Here is a 14,299-nt window from a genome sequence, read left to right as displayed (position 1 = left end):
GGCCACGCTAGAGCGCGGCAAAGCCCTCTGCCACCGGAGTGGCAGAGGGCTTCACCGATGTTCGGTCGTCGTACCCCCGGACGTTACCGGGACTGCTGCGCCGGAACCCCACGGGAGACCGGCTCGTCGTCCGTGGACGGCGTGCCGGCCGCGGCCACCGCGGCACCGGTGAGCGTGGCGAGCATCTCGCGGACGTTCGTCAGCTGGGCGTTGATCGAGTCGCGGCGGTTGGTGAGAGCCGCCAGCTCGCGCTCGGACTCGGAACGGATCCGGTCGGCCTTGGCGTTGGCGTCGGCCACGATGTCCTCGGCCTGGCGCTGCGCCGTCTCGACGGTCTGACGGGCGCGACGCTCGGCGTCGGTGCGCAGCTTCTCCGCCTCCAGGCGCAGCTGCTCGGCGCGGTGCTCGATCTCCGCGAGACGCTTCTCCGCCTTCTGCTGACGGGACGCCAGGTCGCGCTCCGACTGCTCGCGGCGCTTGGCGAGGTTGGTCTCGAAGTCCGCGGCGGCCTGCGCGGCCTTGGCGCGGGTCTCCTCGAAGAGGGCGTCCGCCTCCTCACGCTTCGACTGAGCGTCCTTCTGCGCCTCGGAGCGCAGCTGCGACGCGTCGCTCTTGGCCTTCTCGACGATCCGGACGCCCTCGTCCTCCGCCTTGGCCTTGCGCTCCGCAGAGAACGACTCTGCGTCGTTGCGCACCTGCTGGGCCGCCGACTCGGCGAGCTCACGGTGCTGCTCGGCCGCGCGACGGGCCTCCTCGCGCAGGTCCTTGGCCTCTTCCTCGGCGAGGCGGAGGATCTTCTCGACACGCGCGCCGAGACCGGCGTACGACGGCTCGGCGTCGCTCACCTGGGCCTGGGCGTTCTGCGTCTCGAGGTGCAGCTCCTCGATGCGCTTTTCCAGAGCAGTGATACGAGCCAGAGCGCTGTCGCGGTCGGAGACGAGCTTCGAGATGCGTTCGTCCACCTGAGCGCGGTCGTATCCACGCCGCACAAGCTCGAAGCCGTAGGGGGAAGTGTCGCTCATGGGGTTCCTGTCGAATGAGACCGGTGAGGTGATAGGTGGAATCCTAGGGCCCAGAACGGTGTGTCATCGAGCGTATACGTGTTTGATCTGGAGAATGACACCCCTTTTGGGTGGCTGAACCGGGGACCACTTGCCAAAGGTGCGGCCTACGGCGTGAGACTTTAACGCAATTCACACATTCCGCTATCCGTCCGAGGCCTTCCCACCCGATCGTGGCGCGCCGATCGTCGCGCTCGCCTTGACGACCCCGTCCTTGCCGCCGGTCGGGATCTCGAAGGACTCCAGCGCCTCCAGCACGTCCTGGACCCGGGAGATCTCGGCGTTGATGTCCTCACGCCGCCGCACCAGGACCTCCAGCTCGCGCTTGCCCTCCTCGACCGTGCGCCGCGCCTCGCGGATCGCCTCGGCCTTGAGCTCCTCGGCCTCCCGCACCAGCGTCGACTTCTTCTGCTCGGCCTCCTTGAGCAGCCCCTCCGCCTTCTTCACCGCGGCGATGCGGACCTTGCCCGCCTCCGAGTTGGCGTCCGACACCAGCTCCTTGGCCTTCGCCTGCGCCTTGGCGAGCTGCTCCTCGGCCGCCTTGATCAGCGCGTCGCAGCGGTCGCCGGTCGACTTCATCGTCTCGGCGGCCTCACGGCGGGCCCGCTCGTGCAGCCCCTCGATCTCGTTGGTGATGCGGTCGCGCAGGTCCTCCGCCCGCTCCCTTATCGCGGTCGCGTCCCGGCGGGCGCCGACCAGCAGTTCGTCCGCGTCCGTACGAGCCTTCTCCACCCGGGAGTTGCCCTCGACCGTCGCCTCGGAGACGAGCCGCTCCGCCTCGTTGCGGGCCGCGCCCACCATCGAGTCGGCCTGCGCCTCCGCGTCCGCGGTGGTCTTCTGCGCCTGCTGCTGCGCCTCGGTGAGCAGCTTGTCCGCCTCGGCGGCGGTCTCCGTGATGAGGGTGTCGACCTGCTCGGCAGCCTCGGAGCGCCGCTTGTTGGCCTCCTTGCGGGCCTCGTCCAGCGTGGAGTCGGCCTCCTCGCGGGCGACGCTCATCAGACGGTCGGCCTCCGCCGCCGCCTCGGTCCTCACCCGCTCCGACTCGGCGCGGATCCGCTCGGCGTGCCGCTGGGCGGAACCCACCGTCTCGGCGGCCTCGGCGCGCAGCCGCTCCGCGTCCCCGGCGGCGTCCGAGATCAGCTTCTCCGCCTTGGCGACCGACTCGGCCCGCAGGCGCTCGGCCTCCGCGATCGTCTCGGACTGGAGGCGCTCGGCCTCCACGATGGTCTCCGTCTGGAGCCGCTCCGCCTCGCTGCGGGCCTCGGTGATGAGGGTGTCGGCCTGCGTCGCCGCGTCCGAGCGGATGCGGTTCGCGTCGTCCCGGGCGTCCGCACGGGTGCGGGACGCGTCCTGGTCGGCCTGGGCAATGGTGTCCGAGGCCTCGGTGCGCACCCGCTGGGCGTGCGCGGACGCCTCCGAGCGCAGCCGCTCCGCCTCCGCGATCGCCTCGCCCACGGTGCGCTCGGCCAACGCCTGCGCGGCCTCCGCGGCCTGGCTCGCCTCCCGCCGGACCCGGTTCGCGTCGTCGGTGGCCCGCTCCTGCACCGCGTAGGCGTCGGAACGGACCCGGTCCGCCTCCGCCTCCGCCTCGCGCCGGGTACGGTCCGCCGCGTGCTCGGCGGCGGAGCGCAACCCGTTGATCTCGTCCTGCGCCTGCTCGTGCAGCCCGGCCACGGACTCCCGGACCTGCTGCGCGTGCTGCTCGGCCGCCGACACCATCTCGCCCGCGCGCCGGTCGGCCTCCTCGACCAGCCGCACGGCCTCGGTCTGCGCCTCCTCCACGCGCTTGCGCGCCGAGGCCAGCAGCTCCTCGCTCTGCCGACGGGCCTGCTCGCGCTCCTGGTCGGCCTCCTGGCGGGCGGAACCGAGGAGTTCCTCGGCCTCGCGGCGGCGCCGGAGCGCCTCCTCCTGGGCGGCGGCCAGCGTCTCGGACGCCTCGGTGGCCAGCCGCTCGGCAGCGGCCTGCGCCTCCGCGCGTACCCGGTCGGCGGTGTCCTGCGCCTCCGACTTCAGCCGCTCCGCCTCGGCGGCGGCCTCCGAACGCAGCCGTACGGCGACGGCCTCGCCCTCGGCGCGCGAGGCGGACGCGTCGGCGGCGGCCTCGTTGCGCAGCCGGTCCGCCTCCGCGTCGGCCTGCTGCTGGAGCGTGCGGATCCGTTCCGTGGCCTCCGAGCGCAGCCGCTCGGTCTCCTCGCCCGCCTCGCGGCGGATCCGGGCGGCCTCCTCGCGGGCGTCGGTCAGCGCCTGCTCGGCGGAGGCGAGCCGGGTCTCCGCCTCCGTGTGCAGCCGGGTCAGCTCGTCGGCGGCTTCCGCCCGGCGGGCGTCGATCCCGCGCTCGGTCTCCTCGCGCAGCTCGCGGGCCGCCTGCTCGGCGTTCGAGGTGATGGTCTCGGCGAGCTCCACCGCCTCCTCGCGGGAGCGCTCGGCCTCCGCCCGGGTGCGCTCCAGGGTGTCCTCGGCCTGCCGGCGCAGCGTGGTGGCGCGCTCGATGGCCTCGGTGCGCACCTTCTCGCTGTCCGAGGTGGCCTTCTGGCGCAGCTCGTCCGCGTCGGCCTTCGCCTTGGACAGCAGCTCCTCGGCGGTCCTGGCCGCCTCCTCGATCTGCTGGACGGCCTCCTTGCGGGCCTCCGCGCGGATCTTCTCGCCCTCGGCGACCGCGTCGGCGCGCAGCTGCTCGGCCTCGCCGCGCAGCCGGCGGGCCTCCTCCTGGAGCTCGACCGTCTTGGCGCGGTACTCCTTGGTGTCGTCCTTCGCCGAACCCTTGAGCTGCTCGGCGATGTCGTGCGCCTCGGCGCGCAGCCGGTCCGCCTCGGTCTCCGCCTCGCGACGGATCCGCTCGGCCTCCTCGGCGGCGGCCTTGGTGGTGTTCTGCGCCTCCTCCTGCGCCTTGTTCAGGACGTCCTCGGCGGTCTTCGCCGCCTTCGACAGCTGGGTCGCGCTCTCCTCGGCGGTGAGCGTGCGGGCCTTCTCGGAGGCCTCCGCGACGATCTTCTCGGCCTCGGCGCGGGCGTCGGCGACGAGCTGCTCGGCTTCCGCCTTGGTGGTCTCGGCCTCCTTGGTGGCCTCGCTGACCAGCCGGGCGACCTGCTCCTTCGCCGTACGGGTGCGCTGCTCCTTGGCGGCCTCCGCGCCGGCGAGCGCCTTCTCGGCGGCGGTCTTCGCCTCCGTGAGGACCTTGTCGGCCTCGGCCTGCGCCTTGCGCAGCGCCTCCTCCGCCTCGGACATGCGCTGCTCGGCGGCGCGGCTCAGCTCACCCGCCTGGCGGCGGGCCGCGTCGGACTCCGTGACGGTGGAGGTGCGCAGCTGCTCGGCGTGGTCGCTGGCCTCCTGGGCCTGGCTGGAGGCGGCGTTGAGCAGCCGTTCGGCGTCCGTGCGGGCCCGCAGCAGCAGTTGCTCGGCCTCCGCGCGGGTCGCCTCGGCGTCGGCCTGGAGCCGCTGGCGGGCCTCCGCGGCCACCCGTTCGGCCTCGGCGCGGGCGGCCGTCAGGGCCTGCTCGGCCTCGGCACGCGACTCGTCGAGCAGGCGGCGCGCCTGCGCCTCGGTGCGGGCCCGCAGCTGCTCGGCCCACGCCACGTTCTCGTTGACGTGCGACTCGACGTTCTGCCGGCGCTCCGCCAGTTCCTGGTCGAGCTGCTGGCGGCGGGCCACCGCCTCCTGGTGCAGCTCCGCCTGGAGCCGGGCCGCCTGCTCGGCGTGCTCCTGGAGGATCCGCTGGGTCTGCGCCCGGGCCTGGCTCAGCTCCCGTTCGGCGTCCTGGCGCAGCTGGTCGGCCTGCATCTGCGCGTTGCGCAGCAACTGCTCGGCCTGGTACCCGATGTCGCCGCCGTCGAAGGCGGGCCGGGACATGATGGTGCGGCGCGCCTCGTGCAACTTGGCGCGCAGCACCTCGACCTGGTAGCCGAGGTCCTCGGCATGCTGGATCGCCTTTTCCCGCTCGGTCTTCAGCCGCTTCATCTCGGCTTCGAACCGAGTCAGGTGGTCGACGTCAGCCGCCGGCTCCCGCTCCTGGCTCTCGTAGCCCCGCACTGCGCGGTCCCATCCGTCCCTGGTCGCAAGCTTCCCGAACGAGCTCCGTCCATCCGCCGGACGGGGCTCCCGGGGAATGGTGTCAGATCAACGGCGGAGCATGGGCTGCCGCCCCGACGCTCGTCCCCCGAAACCCGGACCCCGGCTGCGTCCCGCCGCCGTACGGCAGGACCGGGTCGCCCCGGTGTGAGCGGCGACCGCCCCCAACCCTACCGGCCCATATGTACGGGGGTCAGTGCTCAGGTGACTCAACAGGCGCCGATGTGACCAGTTCTGTCAGTACTCCGTGGCAATCCTTCGGATGCAGGAAGGTGATCCGTGACCCCATGGAGCCGCGTCGCGGCTCTTCGTACAGAACGCGTACGCCCTTGTCCTTGATGTCCGCGGCGTCCGCGTCGACGTCCGCCGTACCGAAAGCGATGTGGTGGACGCCCTCGCCGTTCTTGTCGAGCCACTTGGCGACGGTCGAGTCCGGCCGCGTCGGCTCGAGAAGTTGCAGGTAGGAGGCACCGCCGTCGGAGGTATCGTTGATCTTGAGCATGGCCTCCCGCACACCCTGCTCCTCGTTGACCTCGGAGTGGAACACCTCGAAGCCGTAGGTGGACCGGTAGAACTCGACGGTGGCGTCGAGGTCGTGGCAGGCGATCCCGATGTGGTCGATTCGCGTCAGCATGGTGTCAGTGCAGCGCGCCGGAGATGGTTACGCAACGTGCGCGCGATCACACTGAAGGGCCGGTGACGGGGCGGACTACCGCTCAGTACATTCGAAGTAAACCCTCGTTCACTCCTCGGCCTGTGCAGGCCGGTAAGGGGAATCGCAGCTCATGACTGGATCGACTGGCTCCAACGGCACGACCTCGGTGATCGTCGCGGGCGCACGTACGCCCATGGGACGGCTGCTGGGCTCCCTCAAGTCCTTCTCCGGAGCCGACCTCGGCGGTTTCGCGATCAAGGCCGCCCTCGACCGTGCGGGGATCGGTGGCGACCAGGTGCAGTACGTGATCATGGGCCAGGTGCTCCAGGCCGGGGCGGGGCAGATCCCGGCCCGCCAGGCCGCGGTCAAGGCCGGCATCCCCATGAACGTCCCCGCGCTCACCGTGAACAAGGTGTGTCTGTCGGGCCTCGACGCGATCGCGCTGGCCGACCAGCTGATCCGCGCGGGTGAGTTCGACATCGTGGTGGCGGGCGGCCAGGAGTCCATGACCAACGCCCCCCACCTGCTGCCGAAGTCCCGTGAGGGCTTCAAGTACGGCGCGATCGAGATGCTCGACGCGATGGCGTACGACGGTCTGACCGACGCCTTCGAGAACATCGCCATGGGCGAGTCGACGGAGAAGCACAACACGCGGCTCGGGATCGCGCGTCCCGAGCAGGACGAGATCGCCGCGCTGAGCCATCAGAGGGCCGCCGCCGCGCAGAAGAACGGCATCTTCGAGGCGGAGATCACCCCGGTCGAGATCCCGCAGCGCAAGGGCGAGCCGGTCCTCTTCAGCAAGGACGAAGGTATCCGCGCCGACACCACGGCGGAGTCCCTGGGCAGGCTCCGGCCGGCCTTCACCAAGGACGGCACGATCACCGCGGGCACCTCCTCGCAGATCTCCGACGGCGCGGCGGCCGTCGTCGTGATGAGCAAGGCGAAGGCCCAGGAGCTCGGCCTGGAGTGGATCGCCGAGATCGGCGCCCACGGCAACGTGGCAGGCCCGGACAACTCGCTCCAGTCCCAGCCCTCCAACGCCATCCTGCACGCCCTGAAGAAGGACGGCCTGGAGGTCTCCGACCTCGACCTCGTCGAGATCAACGAGGCCTTCGCCGCCGTCGCCGTGCAGTCGATGAAGGACCTCGGCGTGTCCACGGACAAGGTGAACGTCAACGGGGGTGCCATCGCCCTGGGTCACCCGATCGGCATGTCCGGCGCCCGCCTCGTCCTGCACCTGGCCCTCGAGCTCAAGCGCCGCGGCGGCGGCGTCGGAGCGGCCGCGCTGTGCGGCGGCGGCGGTCAGGGCGACGCGCTGATCGTGCGGGTGCCCAAGGCCTGAGTTCCGTCGTACGCCTGTTGTACGACCGTCCTCAAACGGAACTGAACGGAGCTGTGATGCAGGACGTCTCCTCGCTGGTCGCCCAGGCCAGGGAAGGCCGGCCACGGGCCGTGGCCCGGCTGATCTCCCTGGTGGAGGGGGCGTCCCCGCAGCTCAGGGAGGTCATGGAGGCGCTGGCGCCGCTCACGGGCAACGCGTACGTGGTGGGCCTGACCGGTTCACCGGGTGTCGGCAAGTCCACGTCGACGTCCGCGCTGGTCACCGCCTACCGCAAGCAGGGCAGACGGGTCGGGGTGCTGGCCGTCGACCCGTCCTCGCCGTTCTCCGGCGGCGCCCTGCTCGGCGACCGCGTCCGGATGTCGGAGCACGCCTCCGATCCCGGCGTCTACATCCGCTCGATGGCCACCCGCGGCCATCTGGGCGGCCTCGCCTGGTCGGCCCCGCAGGCGATCCGCGTGCTGGACGCGGCGGGCTGCGAGGTGATCCTGGTCGAGACCGTCGGCGTCGGCCAGTCGGAGGTCGAGATCGCCTCGCAGGCGGACACCAGCGTCGTCCTGCTGGCCCCCGGTATGGGAGACGGCATCCAGGCCGCCAAGGCCGGGATCCTGGAGATCGGCGACGTCTACGTGGTCAACAAGGCCGACCGTGACGGCGCCGACGCCACCGCACGTGAGCTGAATCACATGCTCGGCCTCGGTGAGGCCCGCGGCCCCGGGGACTGGCGCCCGCCGATCGTGAAGACGGTCGCCGCCCGTGCCGAGGGCGTCGACGAGGTCGTCGAGGCGTTGGAGAAGCACCGCGCCTGGATGGAGGAGCACGGCGTCCTCACCGAGCGGCGCCGCTCGCGCGCGGCCCGCGAGGTCGAGACGATCGCCGTCACGGCCCTGCGCGAACGCATCGGCGACCTGCACGGCGACCGTCGTCTGAGCACGCTCGCCGAACGCATCGTCGCCGGCGAACTGGACCCCTACCGGGCAGCGGACGAACTGGTCGCGGGCCTGACAGAGGGCTGAGGGCCGGCCGCACAGGGCCGATGCGGGGCAGGTGGGGGCCCTGCGGCAGGGGCTGGGGCGGGGGAGCCGTCCCGCAAATCCCGTCGTGGGTTCCGGGCCGCGCTGGTACGGTCGCGTCCATGTTCCTTCTCTTGGCATAGGGCCCGCCCGGCCCGCGATCGGGGAGCGGCGTCAGGCCGTCCCGCTCGCGGCGATCAGGCGTCCCCTTTTCCTGCCATGAGTCGAGGAACTCCTCATGTCCGCTTCACCTGCCGTGCGGCCTTCGTATGCCGTCGTCCTGCGCCTTCCGCACGCCCGCCGTACCTTCGCCGGCGCTCTGACCGGCCGGCTGTCGTACGGGATCGTCCCGCTCTCCGTGATGCTCGCCGTGACCCGGGCCTCGGGCTCGTACGCGGTCGCGGGCACCGTGATGGCCCTGTTCGGGGCCACCACCGTCTTCCTGTCGCCCCCCAGGGCGGCCCTCATCGACCGGTACGGGCCCCGCAGGGCGCTGATCCCGATGACCGCCGCCTACCTCGTGACGCTCGCCCTGCTGACCCTCGCCCTGGAGCGCCCGGGCGCCGCCCCGGCCGCCGTGCTGGGCGCCCTCGCGGCCGCCGCGGGAGCCTGTGTGCCGCCGCTCGGGCCCACCATGCGGGCGGTGTGGGGGCGGCTCACCCCGGACCGCGCCCTGTTGCAGCGCGCCTACAGCCTCGACGGGGTCGCCGAGGAACTGCTGTTCGTCACCGGGCCGCTGCTGGTCGGCGTCCTCGTCGGCTTCGCACCTCCGGCCGCCGGGATCGTGGTCGGGGCGGCCCTGATGGCCTGCGGCATGGCCGCGTTCCTGTCGTCGCCGGCCGTACGGGCGGTGCCGCCGGGGAAGGCCACCGTGCGGCGGGGCGGCGGTGCGCTGCGCGGGCTCGGGCGGCCCGTGGTCGCCATCGCGGGCGTGGGGCTCGCGCTGGGCGTGGTCGATCTGCTGGTCGTGGCGTTCGCCGAGCTGCACGGGCAGGGGAGCGGCGGTGGGTCGAACGCGGCCTGGGTACTGGCGGCGCTGTCGGCCGGCAGCGCGGTCGGCGGGCTGCTCAACGGCGCCGTCGCCTGGCGCGCGCCGGCCGGGGCGCGACTGCCGTGGCTCACCGCGGGACTCGGGCTGACGCTGTGCGGCGCGGGACTCGCGCCCGGGCTCGGCACGCTCGCCGTCGCCGTCGCGGCCGCAGGGTTCTTCGTGTCGCCCACCATCACGACGGCCTATCTCATCGCCGACGAGGTCGCCGCGCCCGAGGCCCGGGTGCGGGCCGGGGCGTGGGTCAACACGGCGGTCAACGCGGGCAGCACGGCCGGTACGGCGGTCGCCGGAGCGCTGGCCGGGCGGTTGCCGGTGGGGGTGTGCTTCGCGGCGACCGGCGCGGTGGTGCTGGTGACGGCGGCAGCCACCGCCGTCACCGGCGCGCGGCGCCGCACGAGCGATCTCGTGCCCCAGGTCTGACAGTGAGGCCGGCCGGGCCGGCCCCGCCACCCGGGGCCCGCCGCGTCGGCCGGGCCGTTGGGGCCGTCGGGGCCGTGAGCACGGTCGCCGGGCGGACTGCGTCGGCCCTGTCACCGGGCCACCTGGGGCCCGCCGCTCCGGGCCCGCCGCGTCGGCCGGGCCGATGGGGCCGAGGGGGCCGTGAGCACGGTCGCCGGGCGGACCGCGTCGGCCGGGCCGATGGGGCCGATGGGGCCGTGAGCACGGTCGTCGGGCGGACTGCGTCGGCCCTGTCACCGGGCCACCTGGGGCCCGCCGCCCCGGGCCCGCCGCGTCGGCCGGGCAGACCGGGCCGATGGGGCCGTGAGCACGGTCGTCGGGCGGAATGCGTCAGCCCTGTCACCGGGCCGGCCGGGTGAGCCGTCGGGTGCCGGGCGTCCCGGGATGCGCGGCCACGGTCCCGCCCCCGAAGACGCCGACAGGCGGCGCTCTGTTCGCGCGCCGCCTGCCGATCGTCTAGTGAGGGGCCCTCACGGGCGTCCCCGCTGTCCGCGGAGGTGTTCCGCGACGGGCTTCAGGGCCTTGGAGAGCTCCCTGGTGGCCTCGGGGGAGAGCAGGTCGACGAAGTGCCGGCGGACGGATTCCACATGGTGGGGCGCGACCTTCTGCATCGTCTCCATGCCGTGCTCGGTCAGCACCGCGTACAGGCCGCGGCGGTCCGACTCGCAGTTCTCACGGCGCACCAGGTCGGCGCTCTCCATCCGGGTGATCTGGTGCGAGAGGCGGCTCTTGGACTGGAGGGTGGCGGACGCGAGGTCGCTCATCCGCATCCGGACGCCCTCCGACTCGGAGAGATTCACCAGGATCTCGTAGTCGTTCATGGTCAGGCCGAACGGCTGGAGATCCTTTTCGAGCTGGTACGTCAACAGCCTGTTGACCTCCAGGTGGGTGCGCCAGGCGCACTGCTCCGCATCGGTCAGCCAGCGCGTGGCCGTTTCGGTCTCCATAATTGAAGTCTACCTAAAAGGTTGAAAGGCGAACTAGTGAGGGTGGTGTGACGGTGCGCACGCGTTCGATGTCACACTCCGCAGACTACCGCTCACAGCCCGAAGCGACGCTGGAGGTCCCCCAGCTGTCCGGGAAGGCGCGGTGCGCCGGTTTGCGCGCCGTGGCCGCCGTGCCCACCGGGTCCGGCGCCACCGCCGGGCACTCCCGGCTCGTGCGGAACCGCCCCCGTGGCCTGCTCGGCCATGAGCAGCTCGGTCGACTGGAGCAGTACCGTACCGGCGCCCACGAACTCGAACTGGTGCTCCTCGCCGGAAGCCCCTCCGAGGCCCGTCAGTGCACGTAGACCGCCCATTACGCCGGCCATGTACCCGTGGTCGTAGTGATGGCACGGAGAGGGGCAATCGGCCCAGCCGACGAGTGCCTGCGGGTCGACCCGGATGGGGGGCTCCATGAACACCACCGGGCCGTTAGATGCCGCGACGAACTTGCCGGTTCCGATCAGCGTGAGAAATCCCGGCACGATCGACTGCTTGAGCGACAGAGTTGGCTGAAAAGCGAGCAGATTGCCCGAGCGAATGGTCAGGTTGCCGTCGGACAGGTCATACGAATTCACGTCGAAGGCCCGGTCGGCGAGGAGCATCTTGCCCGAGCCCTCCGCCACGACCCAGTCGCTCGCGTGCAGAGGCGAATGGAAGGAAGTGCGTACGAGACGGTCCAGCCGGCCGTGTCCGACGCCGTTGAAGTCGATCGACCCGTAGTAGGCGATCATCTTCCCCTTCTGGAGGAACCACTGGCTCCCCTTGAGCTCCACGCAGAAGGTGTAGCTGTTCACGTTGTCGTCGACCGGCAGGGTCATCGGGTCGTGCACCGTCGGGCCGCCGCCCGGAGCCCCGTACATGCTCACAGCTTCTCCTCCGACGCCTGGACGAACACCGCACCGCTGCCGCTCAGCTCCAGCTGGAACGCCTCCCCCGAGCCGCGGCCGACCATGTCCCGCCAGCCCAGCGCGGTCGACAGCTTGTTGCGTACGTCGCCGTGGTGGGCGACATAGGCCTGGGGGTCGACGTGCACCGGGCGCTGCGGGGTGATCGGCACCTCGAAGACCCCGCCGTGGGCCATCACCGCGACGGCCCCCTGACCCTTCAAGGTGGTGGTGAACAGGCCCTGGCCGCTGACCTGGCCGCGGACCATGCCCATGACCCCGCCCTGCGACCCCAGGAACATCGTGCCCTGCTGGAGGGTGCCCTCGAAGGCGAGCAGGCGGTCCGCCTCGACGTACAGCGTGTCGCCGGAGAGCCGGATCACCTGGACGTGGTGGCCGCCGTGCCCGAAGAGGACCGTGCCGCTGCCCTCGACGGTCATCAGGGGGGTGTCCTCGTTGGCGAGCCGCCGCCCGATCATGGACATCACCCCGCCCTGGCCGCCCTGGACGTTGGGCGTGAAGGACACCTCGCCGCGGTAGGCCAGCATGGCGCCGCGCTGGCTGAACAGGCGCTGTCCGGGGACGACGGTCGCCTCGACCATCTTGGAGTTGATCTCACGGAAGGTCATCTCACACATCCCCCGCGATCGTGTTGCGCTCGCTCGGCTGGACGTACACCAGGCCGTCCCCCTCGAACCTGATCTGGAACGCCTCGCCGCCGCCCTCGCCCATGAACGTGCGGAAGGTCACACCGGACTGGAAGGACTGCCGGACGTTGCCCTGGTGCGCCACATAGGCGCCGGGGTCGACGGTCAGCGGGTACTGCGGACTGACGCGCAGCACCACGGCCGGCCCGTCCGAGGTGATCGCCGCCTGGCCGGTGCCCTCGACGGTCGTCGTGAACAGCCCGTTGCCCTGCGTCGCGCCGCGCAGACCGGTGAAACTCGTCCCGGTCCGCAGGCCGCCGTCGGTCGCGAGCAGGTTGCTCGACTCGACGAACAGCTTGTCGCCCTGGAGCCGGACGAGATTGATCTCGGAAGCGCGGTCGGCCAGCCAGCAGGTTCCCTGCCCCCTCACCTCCATCATGGTCATCTGCTCGCCGGTGAGCCTGCGGGTGACCATCCCCCGGATGCCCTCGCCGCCGCCGCTGAGCTTCTTGAACGCCATCTGCCCGTCGTACGCGACCATCGAGCCGTTCTTCGCCTTCACGGCGTCCCCGGTCATGTCGACGGCCAGCACCTTGCTGCCTTGGAGTCGAAACATCGCCACGCTGGGAAGGTATCCGCCACAGGGGTGCGCCGAACAGCACCCGGAGGTGGAGAGCGACCCTGAACGCTCCCTCAGGTGAACCGTTTGCCACAATGGACGAGCGCTTGTGCGTGCTTTCACAAACCGACTGTTCGTCGCCGTGCTCCCCGCCGTACTCCCCCGAAGGTGACCCGTGGACCTGAAGACAGCCTCCGCCCTCCGCCGACTGCGCCTGGTCTCCGCCCCCGAGGCGGTGTCCTTCCTTCTGCTGCTGGTCTGCTCGGTGCTGAAGCGGACCACGGACTTCAACGCGGTGCCCGTGATGGGCATGGTCCACGGTGTGCTCTTCGTCCTGTACGTGCTCTGCTGGGCCGATGCCTGGAACCGCGCGAAGTGGCCCCTGGGGACGGCCGCCCTCTACTTCGTCCTCTCGGTCCTGCCGACCGGCGGCTTCTTCGCCGAGCGCAGGCTCCGCCGGGAGGCCGAGGACGCGGTGATCGCCTCGCGCGCCCGCCGGGAATCGGTGGCGAAGGCATGATCGTCGCCTTCTCCGTCACCCCGCTGGGGGTCGGCGAGGACGTCGGCGAACACGTCGCCGAAGCCGTCCGGGTGGTCCGTGAGTCCGGCCTCCCGAACCGCACCGACGCCATGTTCACCTCCGTCGAGGGTGAGTGGGACGAGGTCATGGACGTCGTCAAGCGCGCCGTGGCCGCCGTCGAGGAGCGGGCCCCGCGCGTCTCCCTGGTCCTGAAGGCGGACATCCGTCCCGGCGTGACGGACGGTCTGACGTCCAAGGTGGAGACGGTGGAACGGCACCTGGGGGAGCGGTCGCGGTAGGGGGAGGGGCAGGACCGGGGGGTGGGTCCGTGGCACGGGACGTGGGCCGCCTTCCGCTGGACGGACAACTCGAGGCACTGCGCTCCACGCTGAGCCGCAACGACGTCCTGCTGGAGGTCCTGCACCGGACGGCGGCGCTCGGCCTGCCCGGCTGGTACCTGACGGCGGGCTGTCTGTTCCAGACGGTCTGGAACGTCGTCACGGGCCGGCCCCCGACCTCGGGGATCAAGGACTACGACGTCTTCTACTTCGACGACGGCGACCTCTCCTGGGCCGCGGAGGACGCCGTGATCAGGGCGGGCCGCGAGGCGTTCGCCGACCTGGACGCCGAGGTCGAGATCCGCAACGAGGCACGCGTCCACCTCTGGTACGAGCAGAAGTTCGGCGTCCCGTGCGCGCCCCACACCTCCACGGAGGCGGCCGTCGACTCCTTCGCGGCGACCACCTGCTGCCTGGGAGTGCGCTCGGAGCGGGACGGTCACTGGCGCGTCTACGCACCCCACGGGCTCTCCGACGTGTTCAACCTCGTCGTCCGGCCCAACCCCGTACTGGCGCCGCGCGAAGTCTACGAGACGAAGGCCGCGCGGTGGCGTGAGCAGTGGCCGGAGCTGACCGTGCTGGAGTGGCCCGCCCCGACGACGGAACGCCCGTCCGGGTAGTCCCTCGGTCGGATGGTGCGGCCAGAGGGTTCCGGCCGGTGC

General features: G+C 71.8%; 13 protein-coding genes. 6 read left to right on the top strand and 7 right to left on the bottom strand.

Annotated elements, in window-relative coordinates; translation table 11 throughout:
• Positions 1–83 precede the first annotated feature (83 nt).
• The 3 genes from OHS71_RS13730 to mce all read right to left on the bottom strand — a co-directional run bounded on the left by OHS71_RS13730 (position 84) and on the right by mce (position 5,760).
• Entirely contained in the window at positions 84–1,022 is a 939-nt protein-coding gene (locus OHS71_RS13730; protein ID WP_328479665.1) for a cellulose-binding protein, read from the bottom strand.
• A 183-nt stretch (positions 1,023–1,205) separates the two neighbouring features.
• Positions 1,206–5,087, bottom strand: coding sequence for a polarized growth protein Scy (scy, locus tag OHS71_RS13725; RefSeq protein ID WP_328479664.1), 3,882 nt, complete (start codon positions 5,085–5,087; stop codon positions 1,206–1,208).
• Between the two features lie 232 nt (positions 5,088–5,319).
• Positions 5,320–5,760 (bottom strand): methylmalonyl-CoA epimerase, encoded by a 441-nt coding sequence (gene mce, locus OHS71_RS13720; protein WP_057603473.1) that lies wholly within the window; start codon positions 5,758–5,760, stop codon positions 5,320–5,322.
• 151 nt (positions 5,761–5,911) lie between these two features.
• Between mce and OHS71_RS13715 the strand changes: the two genes are divergently transcribed.
• The 3 genes from OHS71_RS13715 to OHS71_RS13705 all read left to right on the top strand — a co-directional run bounded on the left by OHS71_RS13715 (position 5,912) and on the right by OHS71_RS13705 (position 9,604).
• Positions 5,912–7,123: an acetyl-CoA C-acetyltransferase gene (locus tag OHS71_RS13715; protein ID WP_328479663.1), complete on the top strand. Its 1,212-nt coding sequence runs from the start codon at positions 5,912–5,914 to the stop codon at positions 7,121–7,123.
• 56 nt (positions 7,124–7,179) lie between these two features.
• Positions 7,180–8,136, top strand: coding sequence for a methylmalonyl Co-A mutase-associated GTPase MeaB (gene meaB, locus OHS71_RS13710; RefSeq protein WP_328479662.1), 957 nt, complete (start codon positions 7,180–7,182; stop codon positions 8,134–8,136).
• 235 nt (positions 8,137–8,371) lie between these two features.
• On the top strand, positions 8,372–9,604 hold the full coding sequence (locus OHS71_RS13705) for an MFS transporter (protein WP_328479661.1): 1,233 nt from the start codon (positions 8,372–8,374) through the stop codon (positions 9,602–9,604).
• A gap of 509 nt (positions 9,605–10,113) precedes the next feature.
• Here OHS71_RS13705 and OHS71_RS13700 read toward each other — a convergent pair.
• From OHS71_RS13700 to OHS71_RS13685, 4 genes are all read right to left on the bottom strand, one after another.
• A complete protein-coding gene (locus OHS71_RS13700; protein WP_328479660.1) occupies positions 10,114–10,590 on the bottom strand; it encodes a MarR family winged helix-turn-helix transcriptional regulator in 477 nt (158 codons plus the stop codon).
• A gap of 92 nt (positions 10,591–10,682) precedes the next feature.
• On the bottom strand, positions 10,683–11,489 hold the full coding sequence (locus OHS71_RS13695; protein ID WP_328484502.1) for an AIM24 family protein: 807 nt from the start codon (positions 11,487–11,489) through the stop codon (positions 10,683–10,685).
• Between the two features lie 2 nt (positions 11,490–11,491).
• Positions 11,492–12,142, bottom strand: a complete 651-nt coding sequence (locus OHS71_RS13690; protein ID WP_189919623.1) for an AIM24 family protein — start codon at positions 12,140–12,142, stop codon at positions 11,492–11,494.
• A 1-nt stretch (position 12,143) separates the two neighbouring features.
• Positions 12,144–12,776 carry an AIM24 family protein gene (locus tag OHS71_RS13685; RefSeq protein ID WP_328484501.1) on the bottom strand — a complete coding sequence of 211 codons (633 nt, stop codon included), beginning with the start codon at positions 12,774–12,776 and terminating at the stop codon, positions 12,144–12,146.
• A gap of 178 nt (positions 12,777–12,954) precedes the next feature.
• Between OHS71_RS13685 and OHS71_RS13680 the strand changes: the two genes are divergently transcribed.
• From OHS71_RS13680 to OHS71_RS13670, 3 genes are read left to right on the top strand one after another with little or no spacing between them, the layout of a single operon-like run.
• A complete protein-coding gene (locus tag OHS71_RS13680; protein ID WP_328479659.1) occupies positions 12,955–13,299 on the top strand; it encodes a DUF3817 domain-containing protein in 345 nt (114 codons plus the stop codon).
• Entirely contained in the window at positions 13,296–13,598 is a 303-nt protein-coding gene (locus tag OHS71_RS13675; RefSeq protein ID WP_328479658.1) for an MTH1187 family thiamine-binding protein, read from the top strand. Before OHS71_RS13680 ends, OHS71_RS13675 begins: the two co-directional genes overlap by 4 nt.
• A 29-nt stretch (positions 13,599–13,627) precedes the next feature.
• Positions 13,628–14,257: a nucleotidyltransferase family protein gene (locus tag OHS71_RS13670; protein ID WP_328479657.1), complete on the top strand. Its 630-nt coding sequence runs from the start codon at positions 13,628–13,630 to the stop codon at positions 14,255–14,257.
• Positions 14,258–14,299 lie beyond the last annotated feature (42 nt).

It is taken from the genome of Streptomyces sp. NBC_00377 (assembly GCF_036075115.1).
Classification (GTDB): domain Bacteria; phylum Actinomycetota; class Actinomycetes; order Streptomycetales; family Streptomycetaceae; genus Streptomyces.
Note: the sequence above shows the minus strand (reverse complement) of the source record. Positions and strands in the feature narration are given on the sequence as shown.

Coding starts and splice junctions, on each gene's coding strand:
- OHS71_RS13730 (WP_328479665.1), bottom strand. CDS start 1,022: ATGAGCGACACTTCCCCCTACGGCTTCGAGCTTGTGCGGCGTGGATAC.
- mce (WP_057603473.1), bottom strand. CDS start 5,760: ATGCTGACGCGAATCGACCACATCGGGATCGCCTGCCACGACCTCGAC.
- OHS71_RS13715 (WP_328479663.1), top strand. CDS start 5,912: ATGACTGGATCGACTGGCTCCAACGGCACGACCTCGGTGATCGTCGCG.
- meaB (WP_328479662.1), top strand. CDS start 7,180: ATGCAGGACGTCTCCTCGCTGGTCGCCCAGGCCAGGGAAGGCCGGCCA.
- OHS71_RS13705 (WP_328479661.1), top strand. CDS start 8,372: ATGTCCGCTTCACCTGCCGTGCGGCCTTCGTATGCCGTCGTCCTGCGC.
- OHS71_RS13700 (WP_328479660.1), bottom strand. CDS start 10,590: ATGGAGACCGAAACGGCCACGCGCTGGCTGACCGATGCGGAGCAGTGC.
- OHS71_RS13695 (WP_328484502.1), bottom strand. CDS start 11,489: ATGTACGGGGCTCCGGGCGGCGGCCCGACGGTGCACGACCCGATGACC.
- OHS71_RS13690 (WP_189919623.1), bottom strand. CDS start 12,142: ATGACCTTCCGTGAGATCAACTCCAAGATGGTCGAGGCGACCGTCGTC.
- OHS71_RS13685 (WP_328484501.1), bottom strand. CDS start 12,776: ATGTTTCGACTCCAAGGCAGCAAGGTGCTGGCCGTCGACATGACCGGG.
- OHS71_RS13675 (WP_328479658.1), top strand. CDS start 13,296: ATGATCGTCGCCTTCTCCGTCACCCCGCTGGGGGTCGGCGAGGACGTC.